Annotated in this window: 20 protein-coding genes; 9 read left to right on the plus strand and 11 right to left on the minus strand. The window is 55.6% G+C overall.

Annotated elements, in window-relative coordinates; genetic code table 11:
- Positions 1 to 78: 78 nt before the first annotated feature.
- Entirely contained in the window at positions 79 to 888 is an 810-nt protein-coding gene (locus N1030_RS06120; RefSeq protein WP_276038163.1) for a DeoR family transcriptional regulator, read from the minus strand.
- Positions 889 to 1,211: 323 nt separating this feature from the next.
- Here N1030_RS06120 and glpA point away from each other — a divergent pair, with 323 nt between their 5' ends.
- The 5 genes from glpA (at position 1,212) to glpK (ending at position 8,363) form a co-directional block, all read left to right on the plus strand.
- Complete coding sequence (gene glpA, locus N1030_RS06125; protein WP_265828327.1) at positions 1,212 to 2,846, plus strand: anaerobic glycerol-3-phosphate dehydrogenase subunit GlpA; 1,635 nt, start codon at positions 1,212 to 1,214, stop codon at positions 2,844 to 2,846.
- Positions 2,843 to 4,123, plus strand: a complete 1,281-nt coding sequence (glpB, locus tag N1030_RS06130) for a glycerol-3-phosphate dehydrogenase subunit GlpB (RefSeq protein WP_265828328.1) — start codon at positions 2,843 to 2,845, stop codon at positions 4,121 to 4,123. The genes glpA and glpB overlap by 4 nt, the downstream gene beginning before the upstream one ends.
- Before the next feature lie 257 nt (positions 4,124 to 4,380).
- A complete protein-coding gene (locus tag N1030_RS06135; RefSeq protein WP_265828329.1) occupies positions 4,381 to 5,934 on the plus strand; it encodes a 4Fe-4S dicluster domain-containing protein in 1,554 nt (517 codons plus the stop codon).
- Positions 5,931 to 6,746, plus strand: a complete 816-nt coding sequence (locus tag N1030_RS06140; RefSeq protein ID WP_265828330.1) for a CoB--CoM heterodisulfide reductase iron-sulfur subunit B family protein — start codon at positions 5,931 to 5,933, stop codon at positions 6,744 to 6,746. Before N1030_RS06135 ends, N1030_RS06140 begins: the two co-directional genes overlap by 4 nt.
- Before the next feature lie 105 nt (positions 6,747 to 6,851).
- Positions 6,852 to 8,363 carry a glycerol kinase GlpK gene (gene glpK / locus N1030_RS06145; RefSeq protein WP_265828331.1) on the plus strand — a complete coding sequence of 504 codons (1,512 nt, stop codon included), beginning with the start codon at positions 6,852 to 6,854 and terminating at the stop codon, positions 8,361 to 8,363.
- Between the two features lie 66 nt (positions 8,364 to 8,429).
- Here the strand turns inward: glpK and N1030_RS06150 are convergent, their stop codons facing one another.
- Both N1030_RS06150 and N1030_RS06155 read right to left on the minus strand, forming a co-directional pair.
- A complete protein-coding gene (locus N1030_RS06150; protein ID WP_265828332.1) occupies positions 8,430 to 8,675 on the minus strand; it encodes a hypothetical protein in 246 nt (81 codons plus the stop codon).
- Position 8,676: 1 nt separating this feature from the next.
- On the minus strand, positions 8,677 to 11,046 hold the full coding sequence (locus N1030_RS06155) for a discoidin domain-containing protein (RefSeq protein WP_265828333.1): 2,370 nt from the start codon (positions 11,044 to 11,046) through the stop codon (positions 8,677 to 8,679).
- Between the two features lie 192 nt (positions 11,047 to 11,238).
- Between N1030_RS06155 and N1030_RS06160 the strand changes: the two genes are divergently transcribed.
- The 4 genes from N1030_RS06160 to N1030_RS06175 all read left to right on the plus strand — a co-directional run bounded on the left by N1030_RS06160 (position 11,239) and on the right by N1030_RS06175 (position 14,823).
- Positions 11,239 to 12,582, plus strand: a complete 1,344-nt coding sequence (locus N1030_RS06160) for an MATE family efflux transporter (RefSeq protein ID WP_265828334.1) — start codon at positions 11,239 to 11,241, stop codon at positions 12,580 to 12,582.
- A gap of 118 nt (positions 12,583 to 12,700) precedes the next feature.
- Positions 12,701 to 12,916 carry a hypothetical protein gene (locus N1030_RS06165; protein WP_265828336.1) on the plus strand — a complete coding sequence of 72 codons (216 nt, stop codon included), beginning with the start codon at positions 12,701 to 12,703 and terminating at the stop codon, positions 12,914 to 12,916.
- Between the two features lie 103 nt (positions 12,917 to 13,019).
- The gene (locus N1030_RS06170; protein ID WP_265828337.1) at positions 13,020 to 14,078 is read left to right on the plus strand and encodes an OmpA family protein; all 1,059 of its coding nucleotides are present in this window, start codon (positions 13,020 to 13,022) and stop codon (positions 14,076 to 14,078) included.
- 463 nt (positions 14,079 to 14,541) lie between these two features.
- Positions 14,542 to 14,823 carry a hypothetical protein gene (locus N1030_RS06175; protein ID WP_265828338.1) on the plus strand — a complete coding sequence of 94 codons (282 nt, stop codon included), beginning with the start codon at positions 14,542 to 14,544 and terminating at the stop codon, positions 14,821 to 14,823.
- 78 nt (positions 14,824 to 14,901) lie between these two features.
- On the opposite strand, the gene N1030_RS06180 is transcribed toward N1030_RS06175, so the two are convergent.
- The 8 genes from N1030_RS06180 to N1030_RS06215 form a co-directional block, all read right to left on the minus strand.
- Positions 14,902 to 15,099 (minus strand): ferredoxin, encoded by a 198-nt coding sequence (locus N1030_RS06180; RefSeq protein ID WP_265828339.1) that lies wholly within the window; start codon positions 15,097 to 15,099, stop codon positions 14,902 to 14,904.
- A gap of 141 nt (positions 15,100 to 15,240) precedes the next feature.
- Positions 15,241 to 16,422 carry a YibE/F family protein gene (locus N1030_RS06185; protein ID WP_265828340.1) on the minus strand — a complete coding sequence of 394 codons (1,182 nt, stop codon included), beginning with the start codon at positions 16,420 to 16,422 and terminating at the stop codon, positions 15,241 to 15,243.
- 82 nt (positions 16,423 to 16,504) lie between these two features.
- A complete protein-coding gene (locus N1030_RS06190; RefSeq protein WP_265828341.1) occupies positions 16,505 to 17,998 on the minus strand; it encodes an alkaline phosphatase in 1,494 nt (497 codons plus the stop codon).
- Between the two features lie 150 nt (positions 17,999 to 18,148).
- Positions 18,149 to 18,544 carry a hypothetical protein gene (locus N1030_RS06195; protein ID WP_265828343.1) on the minus strand — a complete coding sequence of 132 codons (396 nt, stop codon included), beginning with the start codon at positions 18,542 to 18,544 and terminating at the stop codon, positions 18,149 to 18,151.
- A gap of 79 nt (positions 18,545 to 18,623) precedes the next feature.
- Positions 18,624 to 18,968, minus strand: a complete 345-nt coding sequence (locus N1030_RS06200) for an Hpt domain-containing protein (protein ID WP_265828345.1) — start codon at positions 18,966 to 18,968, stop codon at positions 18,624 to 18,626.
- 152 nt (positions 18,969 to 19,120) lie between these two features.
- The gene (locus N1030_RS06205; RefSeq protein WP_265828347.1) at positions 19,121 to 20,530 is read right to left on the minus strand and encodes a sigma-54-dependent transcriptional regulator; all 1,410 of its coding nucleotides are present in this window, start codon (positions 20,528 to 20,530) and stop codon (positions 19,121 to 19,123) included.
- Complete coding sequence (locus N1030_RS06210; RefSeq protein WP_265828348.1) at positions 20,527 to 22,236, minus strand: two-component system sensor histidine kinase NtrB; 1,710 nt, start codon at positions 22,234 to 22,236, stop codon at positions 20,527 to 20,529. Before N1030_RS06210 ends, N1030_RS06205 begins: the two co-directional genes overlap by 4 nt.
- A gap of 347 nt (positions 22,237 to 22,583) precedes the next feature.
- Positions 22,584 to 25,772 carry an AsmA family protein gene (locus N1030_RS06215; protein WP_265828350.1) on the minus strand — a complete coding sequence of 1,063 codons (3,189 nt, stop codon included), beginning with the start codon at positions 25,770 to 25,772 and terminating at the stop codon, positions 22,584 to 22,586.
- Positions 25,773 to 25,809 lie beyond the last annotated feature (37 nt).

Consider the following 25,809-nt stretch of genomic DNA (forward strand, 5'->3'; position numbering starts at 1 on the left):
AATGAATGTTCACAAGCGAAAAGAAACAAAATGAAACAAACCGAACCTGTTCGGAATCTTCCATAAAGACACAAACAACTATTCCGCAACATGCAGTGCAACGCCTGAACGTCGCATTATTTCTACCAGCTCTTCGGGTGGTCGCTTGTCCGTAAACAGTGCATCCACCTCTTCAATACTGCCGAGCCGCACCATGGCGTTACGCCCGAACTTGGTATGGTCTGTCACCAGGAACACCTTTCGTGAATTCTCCATGATAGCCCGCGCAGCGCGAACCTCACGATAGTCAAAATCCAGCAGGGTGCCGTCCATGTCGATACTGCTGATACCTATGATCCCATAATCCACCTTGAACTGGCGAATGAAGTCGATGGTCGCTTCTCCGACAATGCCGCAATCCTTGTGGCGGACAAGACCGCCTGAAACGATCACCTCAAACGACGAGTTCTTGGACATGATCTGCGCCACATTCAGGTTGTTGGTAATAACCCGCAGCCGCTCATGCTTGAACAGGGCCTTGGCAACTTCTTCCGTCGTTGTGCCGATATTGATGAACAGCGACGAACGCGCCGGAACCTGCTCCGCGACCAGCTGGGCAATTTCACGTTTTTCCTGAAGACACATGATCCTGCGGTCCAGATAGTCCACATTCTCCGTACTCAGAACCGGTCCGGCACCGCCATGATGCCGCTGCAACAACCCCTGTCTGCTGAGAATGTTGATATCGCGACGCACCGTCTGCGGGGTGACATTAAACCGTTCGGACAGGGTCCCGATGGACATGAACCCCTGTTCCCGAATGAGCTGCAACACCTGCTCATGCCGCATGCGGACGGCCTCGTGCCGGCTTTCCGCTGTTTCCTCTGCCGCAGATTGCGCTTCCACCATCTCTGCTCACCTCACGCTACGCGTAGCCCATTTTCACTTTCAAACAAAAAACGTTCGTTTTTTGATCACAACCGAAAAAGTTAATGACTATCTGCCATGATTTTGTTATTATCAGCCATCATCCAGCTACTAGCCGGTATATTTTTTCTTCTTTCATTGGTATCACGATCAGTTTTTTGCTACAAGAGAAAATAACTCTTTTCACAATACACGCAAAAAGCACCATGTTAATATGATGTGACATCAAACGAAACGAAGACCCATGTGCGGCGAACACGCCGCGAACCGGCAGGTAAGCTTCCTGCGGACACAAGGTCGGCTCAATGAAGACACTTTCAACTACCGTTCTGATTATCGGCGGCGGCGCGACAGGCACCGGGCTTGCCCGGGACCTCTCTCTGCGCGGCATACGCTGCCTGCTTGTGGAAAAGCGCGACATCAACTCCGGTGCATCCGGCGCAAACCACGGACTTTTGCACAGCGGTGCCCGCTATGTGGCATCGGACTCGGAAGCGGCCATAGAGTGCCGCGAAGAAGGCGAAATCCTCAAAAGACTCGCCCCGCAGTGTATTGACGACACGGGCGGGCTTTTCGTGGCCGTACCCGGCGACAGCGAGCAGTACATTGCCGACTTCGAGTCCATGTGCGCCAGAAGCGCCATTCCCTGCAGCCCCATTTCGACTGTCGAAGCACGCGAACTGGAACCCTCGCTTTCCGACCGCATCATTGCGGCCTACAGCGTGGAAGACGCCGCCGTAGATCCGTTCATGCTCTCGCTGGACAACCTTGCGCACGCCGTGAGCCTTGGCAGCGAATTCCGCTGCAATGCACGCGTCACGAACCTGCACATCAGCAACGGGGGCATTGAACGCGTTACTCTTCATGACGACACCACCGGCGAAGACTTTCAGGTAGAAGCCGAGCTTGTGGTCAACGCCGCCGGTGCATGGGCAGGCAACATTGCCGCCATGGCCGGTGCGAGAATCAACCTGCTTTACTCGTCCGGCAGCCTGCTCATTACCCAGAACAGACTGACCACCCGCGTCATCAACCGTCTTCGCAAGCCTGCGGACTCGGACATTCTCGTTCCCGGAGGCACGGTTTCGGTACTCGGCACCACCTCTGTGACCATTGACGATCCGGACAAAAGCCGCCCCACGGTGGAAGAGGCCGACCGCATCATCGACGATGCACGCGCCATGATGCCCATACTGGAGACCACCCGCTACATCCGTGCCTATGCAGGCGTACGCCCGCTCGTTCTGGCAGGAGACTCCAGCGATGCCCGCAACGTCAGCCGAGGTTTCAGCCTTATCGACCACGAACGGGACAACATCGGCAACTTTGTAACCATCACTGGCGGCAAGCTCACCACCTACCGGCTCATGGCCGAAAAAACTGCCGACCTCGTCTGCGCCAAGCTCGGAATCAACGCCCGCTGCGCTACGCGGGAAGTCCCCCTGCCCGCTTCCACCATGGGCAGATGGACGGAACCCGGCCTGACCGCCAAGACATGGCTCGGCACCCGCGACGTGCATGACCAGATTCTGTGCGAATGCGAAATGGTCTCCCGCAGTGTCATCGACAACATTATCGACACGATCGGCTCCGAAGGCCCCAACAGAGGCGACTCCATGCTGACGGCCATCGGCCTGCGCAGCCGCGTGGGCAAGGGCCCGTGTCAGGGCGGCTTCTGCGGCCTGCGCGTTACCAGCCACCTGTACGACCGGGGCTGCGTGCAATCGGATCAGGGCGTTGCCGAGCTCAAGAACTTCATAGAACGCCGCTGGCGTGGGTTCTCTCCCATCCTCTGGGGGCTTCCCGCCATGCAGGCAGACCTGCAGGAAGCGCTCTACTGCGGCATGATGGACATGGAACTCTGCGGCCAAAGGCCGGATGCCGACGCTCTGGGAGCCGACAGCATGCAGGAAATTTCCGCTCTCGGGGGCAGGGAATGAATCGATACGACACAATTTACGATGTCATGGTCATCGGCGCCGGATTCGCCGGCATGGCCGCAACCCTTTTTGCCGCTGAACGCGGCTTGAAGGTCGCCCAGACCGGTGCGACCGGGGGCATTGATTTCAGCACGGGCTTTCTGGACCTGATGGCCGTCCACCCTGTTGCCGAGGGACGGTATTGGGACTCGCCTTGGGACGCGATTGATGCCGTCATCGCCGAACATCCGGGCCACCCCTACGCCCGCCTCGGCAAGGATCGCATCCGTACGGCCATGAACGACTTCACGTCCTTCCTGCAAAGCCAGAAGCTTGAGTACATGGGGCATGAAGACCGTAACACCCCCATTCTGACCCCTGCCGGAACCGTCAAACGCACCTACCGCATTCCCCGCACCGCATGGAAGGGAACCGAGGCGTTGCGCGACAAGGCCCCCACGCTGATTGTGGATTTCAACGGCCTCAAGGGCTTCAGCGGACGCCAGATCGTGGAAATGCAACACAAGGAATGGCCCCGTCTCAAGGCCGTCAGAGTGGATTTCCCCGGATCCTTCGGTGAACTCTATCCTGAACACATGGCGTGGACACTGAGTTCACCTGACCGATGCAAGGAACTGGCAGACTCCATCGCCGAACACGCGAAGGACGTTGAGTACATCGGTTTTCCCGCCGTGCTGGGTCTGAATGATCCCGTACGGACCGTCACTCTGCTGGAAGAACTCACGGGCAAGCACGTATTTGAAATTCCCACCCTGCCGCCGTCGATTACCGGACCGCGTCTCAGGGCGACTTTTGATCGCGGCCTCGCTCCCAAGGGGGTATGCACCTTCTCCCAGAAGATGGTTCTTGAGGCCCGCCGCGACGAAGACGGTCTCTTCAGCTTCCTCATCGGCGTACCGGGAGACGCCCGCACCGTTCGGGCCAAGAACGCCATCCTTGCATCCGGACGCTTCTTCGGCAAAGGGCTGCGCGCGGAACGCACCGGCGTTGTCGAACCCGTTTTCGGCATTCCCGTCACTCAGCCCGAACAACGGGCGGACTGGCACCACCCCCATTTCTTCGACAAACAGGGACATGCGATCAACATGTCCGGCATTGAAGTGAATGACAGCCAGCAGCCGCTGGATGCCGCAGGAAAGGTACTGCACGACAACCTGTATGCGGCGGGAGCCATTCAGGCGCACCATGACTGGATGCGCATGAAGTGCGGCGCGGGCATTGCCATTGCCACTGCATACAGGGCTGTGGAAGTCATTACCGAGAAGAACGGGGAATAGCGCCGGACCCAAAACAACTGTTACAGAAATAATGCATGCGGGAAGGATGACTTCCCGCATGACAACAAGGTACGGGAAAGAACGGAACCATACAGGAGGGCCCCTCGACAATGACCGTTTTTCGCATACTTCTCGCACTGGCTTGTTGCATCTGTATCGCAGGTATTGTCAGACGGTATACCCGACACCACAAACAATCATTTTCTCCCTCGGCTCCCAAAGCGTCAGCCCCATCTGCCTTCTCAGCGCTTGCCGTCATGGCCGACATCCTTCTGCTGCGCCGCACTGCCCGCACCAGTTGGTATCGCTGGGCCATGCACACCCTCATTTTCATCGGCTTCACAGGCCTGCTCGTCTTCCACGCGCTGGACGACATCATCAGCTACCCCTTCATCAGCGGCTACGAATCCACCCTTGATCCCTGGCAATGGCTCCGCAATCTCTTCGGCGGCATGGCCCTCGCCGGGGTCTGTCTTGCCGTAGCACGCCGGCTCGGCAACAGGCAGCTCAAGGCCATTTCCCGACCGCAGGACTGGCTTCTGCTGGGCATCGTGGGCGGCATCATGCTTTCAGGCTTCCTGCTCGAAGCCACCAAGATCATTTCGCCCAACGTCTTCGACAGAATGACGGAATCTTACTTCCTGCCTGAAGAAGAGACCGACGTTCCCGCTTTGCAGGCATACTGGTCCGCCCGCAACGGCGTCATATTTTCTCCTCCTGCAAGCACGGATGCCGACCTTGTTGCCAAAGGCGAGGAACTCAGCGCCAACAACTGCAACTACTGTCATTCCGATACCGCGTCTGCATTCCTGTCCAGAGCACTGTCCACTGCCATCAGTCCGGCGGCTCAAACACTGAACACAACACACGCTGACGAATACTTCTGGTATCTGCATATCGTGCTCGCGCTGCTCGCACTGGCGCTCATGCCCTACGGCAAGTTCCTGCATCCGGTGGCCACGCCTGCCAACCTCGCCGCACGTGGAGGAAGCCATACTGCCACACCACCGCTGGCTTCCGCAGCAGCGCGCAAGCTGGGACTGGAAGCCTGCACCCGCTGCGGGGAATGCAGCCTGCACTGCAGCGTTGCCCCCGCTCATGCCGCTATCGGCAACGCCAACATCCTGCCTTCGGAGAAACTGGTTTCCCTGCGCAAATATGCCGACGACGGCCTTTCCGATCACGATGCAGACGCCTTTGCCGAAGGCAGCCGCATCTGCACGGAATGTCTGCGCTGCACCGAGATATGCCCTTCAGGTATTAATCTGCAGGAACTGTGGCTCTCGTCCAAAGAATCACTCAAACAACGGGAACTGGACGGCCCCAACACCACCATTCGTCAATGCAACGCCCTGCAATGGGCAGAGGTACTCAGCGCACAAGGCAAATCACGATTCGAGCAGATAAAAGGCAACGGCCTTGCAGACAAGGCTGAATCCTTCTGGGGCTGCGTGCAGTGCACGACCTGCACCAGCGTTTGCCCCGTGGTTGCCGTATCCGAAGCACCGGCCAAGGACCTTGATCTTACCCCGCAGCAGATCATGAACCTGCTGCGCATGGGGCTGAAAGACCAAACCCTCGCCGCACGCATGGTCTGGAGCTGCACCACCTGTTACAAATGCCAGGAGCATTGTCCCCAGAACATACAGGTCGCCGACATTCTGTTTGAACTCCGGCAGATTGCCACAGAACGATTGAAGGAACGCAAACTCACGGCCTGCCCCCTGCCCGCAGCTACTTCGGGACGATTCAGCGACACAACAAGAGACATACAAGGCCAGGGCAGCGATTCGGAAGGAGGCAAGGCATGAGATACGCCTATTTTCCCGGTTGCAAGATTCCGCACCACCTGCCGGAGTATGGAGATTCCGTCCGTTCCGTCTGCACCGCCCTCGGCATTGAACTCGTTCCTGTCGAGTTCTCCTGCTGCGGCTGGCCCATCCGTCATGAAAACGCCGTAGCCTCTACGTACTCCGCCGTTCGCAACTTCGCGGTGGTGGCTCAGGAGGGCCTGCCCATCATGACGCCATGCAAATGCTGTTTCGGCAATCTCAAGCATGCGCTGGCCAGAATGAATCAGGATGCCCGCATCGCCGCGGAAGTGGGCAACCTGTTGGGCAAGGAAGGGCTCAGACTGCCGGAGAAGGTCGAAGTGTTCCATCTCCTCACCGTACTGGACAAGGACGTGGGAGCGCAGAAACTGAAAGAACATGTCCGCACCCCGTTGTCAGGACTTCATGTGGCCTGCCACTACGGGTGCCACGCCCTTCGTCCCGGCAACGTCACGGAGTTTGACGACCCGCTGGCTCCGACCGTGTTCGAGCGCATTCTCACCCCAACCGGCGCCGCCATGGTGGACTGGGATCTGCGACTTGAATGCTGCGGGCACCCCTTGCGCGGACGGGACGACACTATTTCAGACGCCCTCATGCGCAAGAAGCTGGAAAACGCCCGTGAAGCCGGAGCTCACGTGGTAGCCACTGGCTGCACGTACTGCCAGATGCAGTTCGAACAGGAGCGAAACAGGCTCGGGGAATCTGCGGAACAAAAACAAACGCCCAAGGCGATACTGTTCACCCGCCTGCTTGAGGCGGCGCTGGGATTGAAGTCGCTGCCGGCATGAGGATGGCATTCCGAAGACAGACACCTCAGTTGATTGTATTTTTAGTGTTTTTTCGGCATATTCACGACCAGATGTGTATGACGCAGAATGCATAAGGAGGAAGGGATGGCGAGATATATCGGCGCAGTGGATTCAGGCACCACCAGCAGCAGATTCATCATTTTTGACCAGAGCGGCAGAATCGTCGGGCTGGACCAGAAGGAACACCGGCAGATCTACCCCAAACCCGGCTGGGTTGAGCATGACCCGATGGAAATCTGGAACAACACGCAGGAAGTGATTCGCGGAGCGCTCACCAAATCCGGCCTGAAGGGATCGGATCTTGCCGCCATCGGCATCACCAACCAGCGTGAAACCACGGTGGTCTGGGACCGCAATACGGGCAAGCCATTCTACAACGCCATTGTCTGGCAATGCACGCGCACCCATGACATCTGCAAGGAGCTTGCTGCAGAAGGCGGTCAGGACCGCTTCCGTGCGCAGACGGGCCTGCCCATTGCCACCTATTTCTCCGGTCCCAAAATCCGCTGGATTCTGGACAACGTTCCGGAAGCCAGGACCGCTGCCGAGAAAGGCGACATCATGTACGGCACCATCGAAACATGGATCATCTGGTGGCTCACCGGCGGTCCCAAGGGCGGTGCCCACGTAACGGACGTGACCAATGCCAGCCGCACCATGCTGATGGATCTGAAGTCCCTGCAGTGGGAAGACAGCATTCTCAATGCCATGGGCATTCCGGCGCAGGGACTGCCCCGCATCGTGCCCTCTTCCGACTCGGCAACGTGGGGCCCCACCAGTGAAGACGGCCCCCTCGGAGCCCGTATTCCCGTCTGCGGTGCCGTTGGCGACCAGCAGGCCGCCCTTGTGGGGCAGACCTGCTTTGCTCCGGGCGAAGCAAAGAACACCTACGGTACGGGTTGCTTCCTGCTCATGCATACCGGCCATGAACCCATCCAGTCCAAGCACGGGCTCATCACCACCCTCGCCTACCAGTTCAGCGGCAGAAAACCCTCCTATTGTCTGGAAGGTTCCATCGCTATTGCAGGTGCGCTGGTCCAGTGGCTGCGAGACAACCTCGGCATGTTTGAATCCGCACCGGAGGTGGAAGCGCTCGCCAAAGAGGTCGAGGATACCGGCGGCATGTATATCGTTCCCGCCTTCTCGGGTCTTTTCGCTCCCTACTGGCGGCCAGATGCCCGGGGTGTGATGGTGGGCCTTACCCGATACATCAACCGCAACCACATTGCCCGCGCCGTTCTGGAAGCCACAGCCTACCAGACCAAGGACATCGTGGAAGCCATGAACAAGGATTCGGGCGTTGAACTGAAGACCCTGAAGGTTGACGGCGGCATGGTTACCAACGAACTGCTCATGCAATTCCAGTCCGACATTCTCGATGTTCCCGTGGTACGCCCGAAGGTGGCGGAAACCACCTGCCTCGGTGCAGCCTATGCGGCTGGCATTGCCTGCGGCTACTGGTCCGGCCGTGAGGAACTTTACAACAACTGGGAAGAGGACAAGACATGGCGTCCCGCTATGGATAATGGAAAACGCGAGATCATGTACTCCGGCTGGAAAAAGGCCGTAGAAAGAACCCTTAACTGGGTTGAGTAGTTCCCTTAACACGGTACAATCAAGCGCCCCGCCTTACGGCGGGGCGCTTTGTCTTTGCATATTGTGCTAAACCACATCCCCGAAGCCGAGCTTTTCCAACACATAGCCGTAGCTCACAGGGAACACACCGACCAGATTCTCAACTTCGCCGAGTGTCAAATCAGGGTCCGGAGGCACAAGCCACGTCCCGTCAGCCTGCGCGATAGCATTCGGTGCGGGAGATGGTTCAATCATCTCGACAGTTCCTGCGGGTTGCTGCCACGGAGTGCTGATAATCTGCGTGGTTTTGCCAACGTATGCATAAACAGGCATATTAATACCCTCGCTCTATCGTAATAGAAACATAGCCAGAATCGTCTACCGTTGCTCCGCCCTGCGATGTCGGGGCAGTTCTTGCATTGGCAAGAATGTTCGGTACGCCAAGCACCCCGAAGGCTTCTTCAAGCCCTACGATTACACCAACAGAAACGGAAGAGCCCGTCATGTAATGAGCAACTACAGGATGAAACTGCCCATCAGAAAACTTTACAGACGCCAGCCCTTTTGCCTTAGCAGAAATCAGAAAAGGCGTTTGAAACAGATAGTCCGTATCGTCTAAACAGATGTCCCCGTTGTTGGCAGGCACAGTTACCTGCCTACCAAGCGCATAACAATTGATGGCAACAACCTTCCCGCCGCTTTTGAGCACGCTTCCGAGTGGCACACGGCGAATTGACTGGTCGTCAACATCAAGAGTCTGTTGTGTCGCCGGATTGAAATGGTCTTCGGAGAAATACAAAATCGCGCCAAGACATGCCAAAGAGTTACGCACAACTCCGTCAGTGCACATAAGACGAAGATAGTGAAACTCGGAGTCTATGGTATGAATGCCACCGTCTCTGTAGCCGCCACCAATGGTATAGCCGCCCCAAGCTGGAGTTATGCTACTTACGTCAGTCCAGTCAGCACCGTTATCACTGGCCTGCACAATCACGCGCGTAGGTTCCCCGTTGCCGGTAAAGGTACTGCGCCCTCCATACAGATGAATGTTCGCAATCCGCCGCTTCTTGGTAAACTGCATCTGCACCCATCCCCCAAGCTCGTTGGAGGACCACATGCCCGTGTCACCGTGAACGAACGCTGCCCAAGGAAGGTACGACTGGTTTGTAGAGACGGTGCTTGCGGAAGCGGTGCCCCACCCCGCCAGAGTGTAGTCGGCAAAGGGCGGCATAGCATCCACACCTTTGCGCTCGGTTCCGACTTCCATTGGTACATCACTGAAGCCAAAGTGGGTGAACGCCCCATCCGCGTTCAGATTCGCATACAGGTAGTGAAAACCATCCGCCGCCGAGCCAAGATCAACAGAAGCCATAGCTCCAAGCACTTCCGAAACCTTCACCCTACCGTTGTCGGCGTAGGAAACTTGCAGACCTGCGGGGAACCCAACATGGCCAAGCGAAAGGTCGGCAAAGATCGGCTCAAGCCGTCCAAAGACAACATAGTTTGAGCCAGAGGTTTCGTTGTTCCTCGTGATTCTCATCCGCAATATTCGGCACGTAATCAGGTCGGAAAGCGGGATGGATTGCAAAACGCCCTGGCCTGCCGCCGTAAAGCCCGTGACGTTTTCTACAACAACGCCATCAGCCAACAGCTCAAATTCTTTGGGGAATCGAATTGCCCAGTCTGTACTGTTATGAGAAGCAATATTCACTGCTCCCACCGTGCGCACCATACCGAAATCGATCTCTACCCACTGATCGCCGGTCCCATTGACGAACGTCCCAGAGGCACTTGCCCATCCATCGTTAGTTCCCGAAGCAGTACCGTTTAAAAGCTTCCATGCCTCTGTTTCCACATACTGGGAACTCGCGTTGATTCTTGCGCCTCCGTTCCAGTTGGTCGAAAACAGGGGAAGACGGTCGGCAACGATACTCATGACAGGCGCGTCACAATCCAAAGCACTCCAACCGAAGGGACGATTACCAGTAATAGCCTTGATAATGGCCTGTGTGGAAGTGGGGCTGCTTACGACTGCATTCCTCGCCACGTCCTCCGGCGCAGCTCCGGAATTCAACCCGGCAGCCGTGCCGCCAAGCGCCCAGCCGCCAACGCCGTCAGCAACAAGGCCGCGCCCGGCATCCCCTTCTATGTGCAAGGGCAGTGCAATGGAAGCAGCCGCAGCCACAGCCTCATCACGCGCCGCGCCTGCCGCACTGGCCGCACCGGCAGAAGCCCCAGCGAACTCGCTAGCGGCTTGCGCGCTGCTGATGCAGCTGTCCGCACTCGCGTCAATGCTCAACAGCAACCCTGACGGATTCAACCCACTTGTGCGGTCAACCTGCACACATCTGCTGATCTGTTCCTGCTGCTGCTGGACCATCAGAGTCAGACGATCCAGACTCCGTTCCAATATTTCCGGAGCAAGAATACCGGTATTGCGAAGATCCACCTCCTGCGTCGGCTCAAGCTCCAGAAACAGCGTCAACCGCTCCCCATCACCCAACGAACAGATGCAGGTCCCCCCAGCCTCCAACGGAACAACGGAATAATCGCTGCCATACTCCAGGGCGCTGTCCCCTCCTGCCACATCCGTCCGGATGGCCTTCACCTCTTCCGGTGCAAAAAACGGAAACAGAATCGGCCAATCCGATTGTGTCCCGTTGCCCACATAAGTGTGAACTATAACCCTTGAAGAAACTGTCATGTATCCATCTCCTTTCAACAACGGCCGCTAAGGCCGACTATTTTGAAACAGGCTACACGACGAAGAGGCTCACATTCCACACCAACGCAGCTCAGTTCCCTTACTTTATCTGCATTTTGTCTTTTAACCGGCTGAGAATTCCGCTATCCCTTGCAGCCGTAACACATTTCACACATGCCAAAGGACTTCCCCATGACCGCTACAGCCGAGCACTACAGGGCAGCACCGAATACCACCCTTTTACGCATGTCCATTCCAGTTCTGATCTCGCTGATAGCCGAGCCTCTCACAGGACTGGCGGATACCGCTTTCGTGGCCCGTCTGGGTGCAGACGCCCTTGCATCGCTGGGCATCGGCACCATGGTGCTCACGTCGACCTTCTGGATATTCAACTTTCTCGGCGTAGGAACACAGACAGAACTTGCCAGACATCTTGGAAGCGGTAAGGCAGGTAACGCTTCGGCCCTGTGCACTGCGTCCATAGCGCTGGCAGTAACGCTTGGAATCCTTTCCATGCTTATCGCATGGCCTTTTCTTGAAACAGCGGCACAGGCCATGGGCGGAAAGGGAGATATGCTGGTTCTGGCGGTGGAATACATGCAGGCAAGGCTGTTCGGAGCTCCGGCCGTACTCATCACGTTTTCATGCTTCGGCGCTCTGCGCGGCGTTCAGGATATGAAGGCACCCCTTTTGATCGCCGCCATGGTGAACGCACTGAATATTCTGCTCGACTGGCTGCTGATCTTCGGCATCGGCCCCTTTCCTGCCCTTGGTGTACAGGGAGCCGCTCTTGCCACGTCTGCCAGCCAATGGGGAGGGGCAATCTGGTCTCTGGCCCTTGTTCATAAACATATAGGATTCAGCCGCACCATACACACCGACGATGTACGCCGTCTGATCTCCATTGGTGGAGACATGTTTGCAAGAACCGGAATGGTGCTTGTCTTTCTGCTACTTGCCACCAGAGTGGCTACAGAGGCAGGCGCAGACTCCGGTGCGGCGCATCAGGCCATCCGACAGTTCTTTTTCTTTACGGCATTGTTCCTTGATGCTTTTGCCATAAGCGGACAAAGCCTCATCGGATTTTTCATGGGCAGCGATGACAGACCCACCGCTCGTAATGTGGCAAAAACCGTATGCATCTGGAGCCTTGGAACAGGGTGCCTGCTGCTTGTCGCCATGCTCGTCTTGAAACAGCAAATCGCCTGGCTGCTCATCCCGCAGGAGTCCTATGCCATCTTCAGCGCAGCGTGGCTCATTGCGGCACTCATACAACCGGTAAATGCCCTGTCCTTTGCCACTGACGGAATTCATTGGGGTACGGGTGATTTCCGATTTCTCAGAAATGCCATGTTCGCATCCGCAACAGCCGGGGCCGCCATTCTTGGGGCCACAACACTGCTTGAACCTGCCACCCCTCTTGTATGGGTATGGATTGCAACAGGCGTCTGGACAACCGCAAGAACCGCCTTCGGCGTATTTCGTGTTTGGCCCGGATCAAAAAAGAGCCCGTTACACATCAATGCCATACAGTAAGGGCTATGGCAGCTTTCCGGCAGCACAGTAATTTCTGTTGAAATAATCCCTGAAAGATGTATAGCCCCCCCAGAAAACAGCAGATACTGCATATCATCTTCACATTGAGGACGCCCTAGTGAATTTCAAGGAATCGGTCTTGTTTGCCATAAAAAAAGCATACAGGGAAAAAAAAGAACTTGTGGTGGGAAAAGAGGAAAACCAATGGGTTATCCGCGAACTTGCCGATCCGAAGTCAGACATGCTTTCACCGAGCATTATTGTCACCGGCCAAGGCATCAAATACCCAGACCATGAAGACCTGTACGCCCGACTTGTATCCATGGGGGCCTGATAGTTTCATGCAGATAACAAATAATCTTGTCATAAGCCTTTTTTTTGAGCTAGATTAGAAACATTCGATTTCACAGTCCGCAACCTTCATTAAGGAGATTTCAATGAAACTTGTAAAAATCATCGCAGCTATTGCAGTTGCCGTGCTCGGGCTTACTGCCGTCGCACAAGCCCAGCCGACCATGCGTATGGAACCCAAAATTGCCAGCTTCGACATTTTCATGGACCACTCCGGTTCCATGATGATGAAGCACAAGACCCTTAACGAGCAGAAGATCGTTCTTGCCCGCGACCTCATGATGAAGGTCAACAAGAAAGTTCCCGCCCTGCCGTACGATGCGGCCATGCATACGTTTGCTCCTTACAGCGAACGCCTGGCGCTTGGCGCGTTCGATTCCGTAGCAATGGATAAGGCACTTGGCGGCATCAGCACCGACGAGAAAATCCGTGGCCGTTACACCCCCATGGGCGACGGCATCATGAAGGTACAGCCCGCCGTGCATCCCATGAAGCGCGAAGGCGCAGTCATCCTCGTTTCCGACGGTGAATCCAACAGGGGCAGCGATCCCGTTGCAGAAGCCCGCGTACTTTACAGCACCGAACCCGGCATCTGCCTGCACGTAGTATCCTTTGCCGATACTCCGGCCGGTGAAGAAACCCTGAAGCAGATTGCCGCTCTCAACGGTTGTTCCGTATACGCAGACGGCCCTGCCCTGCTGGCCAACGAGGTAACTCTGGACAAGTTCATGCAGGACGTTTTCTACCGTATGGTTGAAGAATCCGCTCCCGTTCAGGAAATGGCAGCTCAGGAAACCGCCCCTGCCGAAGAAGAAGCCATCGTGCTGCGCAACGTCAACTTTGCCTTTGACAGCGCCGAGATCAATCAGGAATCCGCAGCTATTCTCACTGAAGCTGCCATGCTGATTCAGGATCGTCCCGGCACTATCGTTCTGACCGGCCATACCGACTCCACCGGTCCTGACGCATACAACCAGAAGCTTTCCGAACGCCGCGCCCAGTCCGTTCGCGCATTCCTTGCCAAGCAAGGCGTCAGCGCCGACCGGATGAAGGCCTTCGGCAAGGGTGAAGCAGAACCCGAGTACGACAACAAGACCAGCGAAGGCCGTCGCCTGAACCGTCGCGTCGTTATCAACTTCGAATAACTCAAGAAAAACTAAAGGCCCGTCAGCCCTTGCCTGACGGGCCTTTTCCATTGTACCAACAACGCCTATGAACATTGCACTGTCATCGCTCAAACGACTTGGCTACGTAGCTGCCTGCCTTGCCATACTCCTGACAAGCCCGGCGGCCTTTGCAGCCCAGCCGGAGGCGATACCGTCTTCAGACGTTGCAACGCCAACGCAGATAGTTCAACCAGCCGATTCAGCCCCAGTCTCCTCTGCAACACAGCAGATTACCCCTGTTACAGTTCCTGCTCCCTCCACCGGCACACTGCAAACGCAGCCTGCCGCGACTGAGGCAGGACAAAACAACTCCAACTCATGCCCTCCTCCTTCGCCCCCTCCGGCCCAGAAGGAACTAGCTCCCCAAGAGGCCGTTGAACCTGCCCATTTAGTCAAAGCCAGAAATCACCTGCATGACTTTGCGTACTCGCGGCTCATCTCCATGGCCAGCAAGCTTTGCTATACCGAATCAAAGCCCAACATCGAAAGGCGAACCGACAAGTGGGTAGCGTCATACAAGAATATTTCTCCGGATACGCTCATCGTGCAGGTCAAACCCATAGAAGGTGCCAAGAACCGTTTCATGGGACTGATAAAGTATGCTGTGCTGCACTACGAAGCTTCCGCAGAGACAAAGCCCATGCTTGCCAAGCAGGATTACCAGATGGTCAAGCGCCTCTGGCAGCTTGAGATACTCCGTTTCGACGGAAAAACTTGGAAGTAGGCTACTGTAAATAAAGCAAGGCGCGGGATAACAATCCCGCGCCTTTTTTTATGTCGTCACAACAAGGCACCGAGTGCATCAGGAGTCGCATTCAAAACAGTCCTCAGGGCAAAAGGCCTGAAGCTCGTTGATAACGTCGTCCGGAGCCACATCAGACAGCAGCAGCGGCCTGCTTTCGCCTTCTTCCCACCCAATATAATCCGGTTGCAGTTCAGCACACCCTCCACAGCCGGTACAATCTCCCATAACTATGTAAAAACGCTTCAGTTCAGCCATTCGGCACCTCCTGTCAGAATCGTAGCAGTCATTGTTCCTTTTCCTGTGCCTATAATAAAATAAGCCCCTCGGGCACGAGGGGCAAGACAAAGGAAGCGGTATGGGAAACTGTTTTTGGCTGAGCTTCTTGCAAAAGGGCTATCAACTCTCCATGACGATTTCAGGACAGCCTGACAACGATTTGGTTGCGCCCCTCTGCTGAACCTCGCTCCGGGTAAAGACAAAAGCGCCGACCAGTGCGGTGAATGGAGCTACCAGCACCAAACCGAAACTTCCGACCATGGTTTTCACCACCTCCGCAGCGACATAGAGCAAATTGAAAATATTGATGAGCGGAACCCCCTGCGCCATGAAGGCCATGAGCAAGGTAATGTACCCGCCGGAGTACGCGAGCAACAGGGTTGTCGTCATGGTGCCCACCACAGATCTGCCGACACGAACGCCTGACCAGAGAGCTTGTGTAGTTGTAACACCAGGCGCCTGATTAACAATCTCATTCTGGCTGGCAGCAACATCCATGGCCAAATCCATCACCGCACCGGATGCCGCAACAAATATTGCGGCCACATAAATACCGGTAATATCCAGATGCGCATAACCGGAATAGAGCAAAGTTTCAGCAAAAGGCATGACAGCCCCGCTCAAATGAAAAGCACTGGCAGCCCACATTGCCAATCCGGTACTGGCTCCCACCCCGAGCATCGCGCCCGAGAATGCGACAACCCCGAGCCGTGTCGGACCAGCCACAAGGAAGATGATACAGGCAGTCAGCAGAGCTACAATAACAAAGGCAAGAGGCACAGGAGAAACTCCGGCCAGCAAGGCCGGCACAAACAGCTTCCATAAGACCATCCCGGAAAAGATAAAAGACAGCAAAGCCTTTGCCCCTGTCCATCCGCCAAAGGCCAAGAGAAGAAGTGAGAATAGACCAAATAGACCAAGCTCAAGCCCGACTCTGTAGTGGTCCTGCGCCACAACCGAATTCACAGAACCATCCACGTTTCTGGTAATCACCAGAAGCACCTCTTCTCCCCTGTCAAACACCTTATCCAAGTCCAACCGCCCCAAAAGCTGGTTCACCACCTGATAACGAGTTCCAGACAATGGGCCTTCCAGCACTTCGACAATCAATTGCTGCGCACCAACCTTGATGATGGCGTGCTGTTGCAGGTTTGCGCTGTCCACCTCAACAACTTTGCCGCGAACCCGTAAGGCGTTATCGTCCACCCGCCCCTCAAATCCCGTCGGCACAAACCACAGCGCAAACGAAAGCAGGGTAAAAACGAACACCAGCATACGGTCTTTATTGCAGATCCGATCCATGTAGCCTTGCCTCCAATTGCACAAAGGGCGGCACAGCCCCGCTGCACCGCCCAAGTTCATTAATTCCGTGTCTTCACTGCAGTTACTTTACCGCCAGATACACGTGAGGCTTGTTGCCCAGAATCGCCATAATCTTCTTGGCAATTTCCGCCTGATGGTAAGAGCTGTTAAAAGACTCTGCACCAACGCCGAGAGCAGAGGTCATGACAGGCACTGCGGTATGGGAGAAAGAAGTCCAGGCCAGTCCGGCCTTGTTGTTCACGATATGCGTAATCGCAACAGTCAGGGGGTCATATCCGCCATAAAGACGATTGCTGTCGCCATCAGGCTTGACCACTTCTTCCAGCATGCTCCGTGCATACGCATCCTTCAGTGCTTCCACCTCATAGGGCTTGAGCACAAGCGGATTCTTTGCGGGATCACCGGAGAACTCCAGACCGAAATAGTGGGTTATGGAAGGCTGCAGCGCCTCGAAGGTCACATCGCCCTTGTTCTCCTGCTTGAAAAGCTTGAGTACATCGTCGGTGAAATACTGGAAGGAAACGCACTGAGACTTGAGAACGTCAAAGTTGGTGTCATACTTCGTCCCGGCAAACCCCAGACTCATGCCCCCGCACTCATGGTCGCCGGTCACAATGATAGCGGTTTCCTCAGGATGCTTCTTGTAAAAGGCCAGCGCTTCGCGAACCGCTTCGTCAAAAGCCACGGTGTCCATGATGGCAGCCTTGGCATCGTTGGCATGGCAGGCCCAGTCGATCTTGCCGCCCTCAACCATCATGAAGAAGCCCTTGCTGTTGTCCAACAGTTCGATACCCTTGCGGGTAAACTCGGCCAACGAAATATCCTTGTCCTTGCGCTGGTCAATAGCATAGGGCAACGCTGCGGAATCCTGCAGCCACTGATTGTAGGCCAGTACCTTTCCGGACTTTCGGGAAAGGGAAAGGAAGTCTTCACGATTATCCACCACCGTAAAGCCAGCGTTACGAATGGCTTCCATGGCATCACCGCGGGACTCAATGCCCTTCTTCTTCCCCTTGGGGTCTTTCAGGCCGCCACCGGCAAAATAGTCAAAACCGCTCTCGGCAATGGCGTGGTCAATGTAGTGATACTGCGATCTGCTCGGAACATGCGCATAAAATGCCGCAGGAGTCGCATGGTCAATGGAAACGCTGGAAACAATGCCCACCTTCATTCCGCGTTCCTTGGCCATTTCAGCGATGGTTTTGACTTTGCTCTTATCCGGAGCAAGGCCAATCATACCCACATTGGTTATTTGCCCCGCGCTCATGGCCGTGGCCGCAGCAGCGGAGTCAACGATGAAACGGTCTGCTGCAGGAGTGGTGGTCACTCCCTGCGCCGGAAACGACCGCATGGACAATTCCTTGCCGAGAAATGCCTCGGTGGCCACCTGCTGCGGTATGCCCATACCGTCACCAATGAATAGAAAAACGTACTTGGCAGCCTTGCCGGAGTAGTAGTCGCTTCCGCCTGCCGCCGCCCCGCCAGCCAGCATGGTGCCGAGCAACATGCATGCGACCAGAAAGATCTTGTACCCCCGTAGCAACACAGTAGACATAACCTGAACCTCCTGAAGGATAGATAGCGTCCGCGACAAGCGAATCGCCCATATCCTGCAGGGATAGTTATGCAAAGTTACATGCCAGTGACAGAGGAACAACAATAAGGCGACGGCATCACCAAGATGCTCAAACTCGCAAGGTGGGAATCAGTCAAGAAGGATGGGATCGAGGTCCAGCCTTAGGGACTCTCTCCTTTCCCGTGTTTGAGAGGAAAAAGAATCGTCTTGTCCGCTGACAAGGGAGCCAGACGAACAATGCGATGAAGAACCAGAACCAGTGGGCGCGGACTGGGAGTCCGAAGCAGGTTTGGAATCCGCATCCGCTGACAAAACACTCTCCGCAGCGGCATCCTCGTCCCCTGCAGAGCCTGAAACAGCTTCAAGCGCTTCCACCATCAGGCAGAAATCCGCCCACGGAACAATGACGGATTCCGGCATACCGTCATGAAGCAGTACCGCGGAATGAATCTCTCCATTGCGCAATTGTTCTGCAATTTCGGCCAGCCGCTCGCGGGCTTCATCAACGTTTTGAAAAAAAATCACATTGCCCCCTAATGCAACGAATCAAGCATAACAACGCCAACCGAAAAGGACCAGACAGGCTTCATTCATGCCAGCCCAATCAAGCATGGACAGCAAGCCAGGCGTTTATGGAATCCGTAGTATCCGCAACAATCGCCAGCAACCTGCTTTTAAGCTCGCCCATGCCAGCAACATTCTCATCGCGAGCCGCCACTTCAAGCTCCAACGCGCAGGCATGAAGAGCATCGGCATTGATGGTTCCACTTGCTCCTTTCAGACTATGGGCTTCCTTGCGAAGCACCTCAAAGTCGCGGGCATCAATTGCACTGGCGATACGCTGGATACGCGCATCAAGGGTATCAAGAAATGTCACATACAGCTCACCCACAAACGCGGCATCGTTCATCAACCGCGTGAGCGTGACTTCGGAGTTCAATATCAGCATGCTTTTCTCCTCATACGGGAAACACCTCAGGTTCAACGACGCCATATCCCCTGACTTCATCCTCCCCCATTATGAGAACAGCATCATGCTAGGCCATATGTCTGAAATATGCAATTCCGGCCCGCTTTTCGGTGAAAAAGGCCGGACATGGATCAGTTTCGCTTGGTCAGACCATACTTCCGCAACTTGTATTGCAGGGTGCGGCGGCTTATCCCCAATGCGTCGGCGGTTCTTTCGCGGTGACCACCTTGCGCTTCCAGTGCGTCCATCAAGGCAATCCGTTCGGCATCGTCAAGAGTTTTCGGCCTGCTTCGCTGGGGCTCGGCACTGGTCTCCACATCCTCCCTGAACGCTGACGGGGCAGGCTCCACAGAAGGAATGCGCCGCATCTCGCCAGCCCTGAACTGAGCCGGCAAAGACTCCGTTCCCAGCGTCTCGGAGCGGGAAAGGATAAGCGCCCTTTCCAACACGTTTTCCAGTTCACGCACATTGCCGGGCCAATCATACTCCAGAAGCGCCTGCATGAAATCAGGACTTACCGTACGGATGTCCTTGCGGTTCTTCTTGCCCAGCTTATCCAGCAAACGGCTGACCAACAGGGGGATGTCCTCCTTGCGATCCCGCAGAGAGGGAGAGACTATCTCCAGCACGTTAAGACGGAAGTACAGATCTTCGCGGAACTCACCACGAGCCACGGCTTCACGCAGATTCTTGTTGGTTGCTGCGATGATGCGGACATCCACTTCAACCGGACGCACAGCACCGAGAGGCTCCACAATGCGCTCCTGCAAGGCTCTGAGCAGCTTGGCCTGCAGTTCCACGGGCATCTCGCCCACTTCATCGAGAAACAGGGTACCCCCGCGAGCCAGTTGGAAGCGTCCTGGTTTGTCCTTGATGGCACCAGTAAACGCGCCCTTCATATAGCCAAACAGCTCGCTTTCAAGAAGGTTTCCCGGCAAGGCCGCACAGTTGACCTTTACCAGTGCATGTGGGGAGCGCGGGCTCGCCTCGTGAAGGGCTTCGGCAATCAGCTCTTTGCCAGTACCGGACTCGCCCATGATAAGCACCGTTGCCTCCGAAGGACCGGCCTGTCTGATCAGTTCCAGCAAATGAAGCATGGCAGGGCTGCTGCCAACGATCCTTTCGGAAGGATCACCTGCGGCCAACTTCTTGCGCAGATTTTCATTTTCAGACAACAACCTTCCATATTCATAGGCCTTTTCAAGAACAGCAACCAGCTCTTCGTTATCGGCAGGCTTGGAAAGATAATCGAACGCACCACGCTTCATGGCTTCTACGGCAGAGCCGACCGTGCCATAGGCCGTGAGCATAATTACAGGCAGACTGGGACGAATCTCCTGAATGCGGGCCAGCGCTTCGCTGCCGCTCATACCGGGCATGCGCATATCCAGCAGAACGACATTGGCGTCGTTGTACATCAGATAATCAATGCCCGCCTCACCGGAGCCCGCCTCATCCACATGCCAGCCAGCATCTTCCATGACGGCGCGCATCATGAGGCGCAGGCCGGGTTCGTCATCAATAACCAGTAATCTTTTCACGATGCGCTCCAATCGTACTCAGTATCTTCGCTATCCGGGAAGAACAGGGCCACGGTGGTACCCCGTCCTATTTCCGACTCAATGAGAGCCTTGCCACCATGTTCCCGCATGGTCTTATGCACCAGTGCCAGGCCCAATCCGGTGCCCTTGGATTTGGTAGTGAAGAAGGGCTCAAAGGCCTGCTCCTTCTGTTCACGGGTCATTCCGGGCCCGCTGTCCCGGACAAATATCCACACGCCGTCTTCGCCGAAAGTGGACGCGATATGGATCTGCTTTGTCTCCACGCCACTCTCGGTGAGGGCATCCAGGCTGTTCAGCACAAGATTGAGCACAGCCTGTTTGAGGAGATCTTCATCTGCTCGCACAGATTGGGATTCAAGGCTGATATCCAATGTTACGCCTCTGTCTTCCAGATCCATCCGCACGAGGTTGCTGATGTCTTCGGCCAGTTGCAGCAGACTGATTTCTGCAGGCTGCACGGAACGGGGACGGGACAGGTACAGAAGGTCGGTAATAACACGGTTCAGACGATCCGCCTCGCGAATCATTGTCTGGGCGTAGGTTTCATCTGGTGTGCTGCCCTTGAATTTCTTGGCAAAATACTGTGCAAAACCGCGAAGAGAACTGAGCGGATTACGAATCTCGTGGGCAACGCCTGCCGCCAGAGTGCCCAAAGCCGCCATTTTCTCGGCATCGGCCAGACTCTTTTCCAGCTCTCTCATGCGGGTTCTGTCACGGATGATGACCAGACGCACCCCCACCTCGTCGTGCTCCCGCAGGGGAACAGACAAAATTTCTAGGTGTGTCCCTTTGGCTGTCTTACGCTGCCATCCTGCGTCCGCGCCATCTTCAGGCGGCAGCAGGCACTCGCCCACGCTGTCCGGCAGTTGATCCAGCGCCAGACCGGCAAGGCCCGACCCCTTGGCATCCAATATGGTATGCGCTGCCGGGTTAGCCGCCCTGATCACGTTTTTCGGGCTGACGATAAGCAGGCCATCCGGCAGATTATCCAACAGCTTGGCCTGAAAGCGCTCCAATTGGAGAGCCTTGCCCGCCAACTCACGGCGCTTGAGAAGTCCCATTGCCAAAGCCCAGATAAAAAGGGCTGCGGCCAGAATGTAGGCAGCCTGAAACAAGGCGTTCTGCCTGAAGCCGTGATACACGGCCATATGCTTGGTCATATCCAGCCCGACAACTAGAAAGGAAGGTAAAGGCTTACCGGCGGCATCCTGCCGCGCGGCATTACCCAGCGCGGTATTACGCGCGTAGACGTATACCTTGTCCTTCCCGTAGGTGGCTCTGCCGGACCATTCCCCCTGCTCCCGCAACGTACCGAGAGCATCAGGCGGGAAGACAATGGTGGCGGTTTCGCTGCTGCTATCACGGGAAGTAATTACACGCCCCCCCCGTTCGTCCAAAATACCCACGAACACCACTTCGCCACTGCGTTCAAGCTCACGAAAGTATTCAGCAGTTCCCGGACGGAACAATCCGGCGTCGGGACGTGTGATAATGCCAGTGCGCAACGAGCTTTCAACAGCCTGCAAAACAGAACGGGCACTCAGTTGCAAGTGCAGCACGCCTGCCTCTTCCTGTCTGGACAAGGTCTGCCCCGTGGAGATGATGAGCGACAACCCTATCGTCACAAGAGTCATCACCGCGATTATCAGGGTGCTTCGTTCTTTATTGAGATCTGCAACTTCCATTTACTACCCGCTTAGATATTCAGTCGTTCCTCAGACTGCGCTTGCAACTTCACCAGTTGCACACAGCGCATGTCAGATGAAAAAGACGTGCCAAAACTGCACATGATGACCGCCTTTGCGCATGCACAAGCCAGTCGGCAACAACATATTAAAATAAAACAAAATATAGAAACAGAGAATAAGAACCCCAACCTCCCGTCTCGGCTTGTGCAATATATGCACTCATGGCAATGGTCATTTTTTGCACAAAAAAACCTCATGTGCAAGATAATGCACATGAGGCCAACACAAAAGCCCTTCATATCAGGAGCAAAACAACGAACGAGGGATGAAAAGGCAAGCAAAGACTACTTGGAAACAGTACCGTTTCCGGCCAGCCTGCCCAGCATTTCCAGAGCCTTGAACGGTGTAGTGATGACGCGTTTGAAGAGGTTGAATACACCACCACCAATCTTTCCAATGGTTTGGGGCAATATCTCAGCGCCACGGATGGAAGTTTTAGGATCGTTTAACGGACCGTAGATACGCACGGGAAAAGTCGGTATCTCTGCGTAGGTTACGCTTACACGATAATCCACAGACTTGCGGGCAAGATCCACATCCCCTGCCCCCTGCATGGATACGAGCAGCGAATCAAGCTTCAAATTATTGTTCCTGAGTACGCCCTGTTCCATGGAACCGGATGCAGATGCTTTGGAAAAACTGGAGCGCTGACGCGTTCCGTTGGTGCTCTTGCTCAGGCTGTAGTAGCCGTCAACGATGTCGAATCCCCAAAAACCATTAAGGCGTGCAGGAATATCATCATTGCTGGTCAGCATCCCCGTCACGTCCAGTGTTGCCGAAGTGGTTCCGCCGAGATAGTCGTCACCCGCAAGCCGCATAGCCGGATGTTCAAGGTCCACACCTTTGAGCCTCAGGGCAAAGTGGCTATTGAGGGCTTTTCTCTGAATAGTTGTGCCTGCTACGGGCTCCTCGGCAACACGCCCCGTAAACTCTCCCTCAAGCGTTCCTTTGTAAAACCCTGATGAGAAAGGAGCCAGCGTCACAACGCCATTACCGATCTTCGTACGGGCAGCGACCGAAGAGAAATCCAGATTCTTGTATGTGAGCCTGCCCACGGCAATTTCACCGGCCAAATCCAAATCATTAATCCAGTCCAGCTTCCAAGGCGTTGCCGCTCTCTTTTTGCCGTTTTCAGAAGGAGGCAAATACCGATCAAGGTCAACCGAGTCTGCCTTGAAGCTATAACGGGCCACAAAAGGCTTGCCGTGCGTAAAGGCCACGCCGCCGGTTATCTTGCTGCTATCAAGTCCGATGGTCATATCCTGAAGAGATGTGTTGCCGGACTCCACATGAAAGCGGGAGCGCACCGCGGCATACGAAAGCGCCCTGAGGTCTGCGGTGTTCCAAAGCGTTCCGTTGAAAGCAGCAATGGTCTTGCGCAAATCAATCTCATCGGTTGCCACAGACCCGTCCCACACCGGAGATCCCAGAAGACTACCACCTGAAAGACTGCACGCTCCGGTCAAATAGGGCGTTTTCAGACGACCGTCGGCAAGCTTCAAGGTTTCCCTTTCGAGATCGAAGTCCAACGTACCAGTCAAAGAAATATCCTGCGAAACGGCCTGCCCAAATGTGGGCACCTTACCGCGCCACCGCAGCTCGGACACAGCCCCATTCACCTTGACCGGCAAAGCACGTCGGGAATCAATAATCACCGGACCGTTCAACCGCACATCATAACGCTCCTGAGCCCGGGGAGGCACAAAGCCCAGTTGCAGGTTCCATGAGTAGGGTAAATATCGCTCCGCATTATCCGGATTGGGATGCTGGCTCTTGCCCGACAACCGAATGGAGCATGCTTCCAGCTCATGCTTGGGCTTGGTACCGTCTCGCTTGGCGACTGTCTGAATATACCCGTCGTTCAACGTCGCTTCGGCCTTGCCTTCAAGACCAGCCACCATTCCCCATATGGTATGGGCACCGGACTTCACAGAGGCCTTACCGCTCAGTCTGCCGCCAAGAATGGGCTCTCCGGTAATAAGCCTGCTCACCTCACGGGTTCGAACGTTGCTGACGCTGATATCCAGCCCCATGGTATCACGGATGCTCAGAAGCGAATCAACAGAACCGCCGTAGAAAGAGTCCACGGTATAGGACGTGTATGTCCCTGTTGCAGGCATGGGCCAGCAACGGAAGGAAAGTCCACCCATCTCGAAAGAGCGTGCAACGGCCTTGTCCGCCCTGACGCGGATGTCATAGCCCATGTCATCCTCAGGGTTATCATCCGGATCCATATCTGCGGAAAAAACAGCCTTTCCCGGACGTGCAGGCTTGGGAAACTTTGCCGGCGGCTTTTCCATGATCTCGGGAAACACCTTGTTCACATCAATGAAAGGCCCCGCGACATCAATAAAGATTTCAGGACGGCTAAAGTCTGCCACCGCCCCTTTGCCATGGAAGGGCATCCCCAGAATGCTCACGTCCAGCGAATCCACCTGCAGGCCTTTGCGGTCCATTCTGAGTGAAAGCGTACCTTCAAGGGAATCAAGGGCATGCTGAAGGCTGGTGGGCAGCAGTTCACCAAAGGCGAACCAGTACGGCAGACTCAACTTGCGGACAGAGGCCTTGCCGGAGAGCTGCCAACCGGGCGAGGTGCAGTTTGCCAACCTCAGGTCGCCGTCGAGTTCCAGACCATCAATATTCACATCCTGCAGACTGAACTCCGCGTTCTGCACTGCGGGAGCATACTTGGCCCGCGTCGCCAGGGAGAGCGGCAACGACCGGCCCTCCACCGCAACACTGCCTCTGGCGGAAAGAAAGCTCTGCACAATATCCGGCTTCATGGTTCCGGCAACAAAATCCACAGCCCCGTTCGTCAGAAAGGCCAGATTGAGCGAAGCAACCGAACTCTCCAGCACCCCGTTTCCTTCCCAGATGCCTCTTCCGTTCACGTCGGCTTCCAATTCAAGACGGGAAACCCGCACGAAAGGCGCTGTGCCATTGCCGGACACAGCGGATTCATCAATCCACTCGAACAATCCGTTCTCAATGTTAACGCCAGTGACGGAAACAGCATTGAGCGCATACCCGGAATCAGGTTCGCTGACTCCGGCCTGCCCTTCCACCGGGGAGACTGTGGACAACATGGTTCGCCAAGGGACAGTCCCGTTCTGCGAAGTACGCAGGGTGACAACAGGATTGGCCAGAGTAATCTCGGCAAACTCAAGGGAACGGGAAAGAAGAGGTTTAAGGCGGAGCGCGGCGTAGAGCTTGTCTACCCTGATGACTTCAGTTCCCTGTTCCGGCTCTTTCAGAACCACATCATCAAGGGCCAGCGCCAGCCACGGATAGAAAGAGAGGGTGATACCGCCTTCTACGCTGCATTCACCGCCCGTAAGAGAAGACACACGCGTTTCAATGCGTGCTCTGAGGGCCTCCGTATCCAGCAACCTCGAAAGCAAAAGAGCCGCTCCCCCTGCCCCAAGCAAAGAGAACAGCACGAGGATAATCAGAATTCTCGCGATACTGCGCAACAGCCCGCTCCTGACATCTGTCTTGTATTGACCGGCT

Origin of the sequence: Desulfovibrio mangrovi, assembly GCF_026230175.1 — a bacterium.
Classification (GTDB): Bacteria; Desulfobacterota; Desulfovibrionia; order Desulfovibrionales; family Desulfovibrionaceae; genus Halodesulfovibrio; species Halodesulfovibrio mangrovi.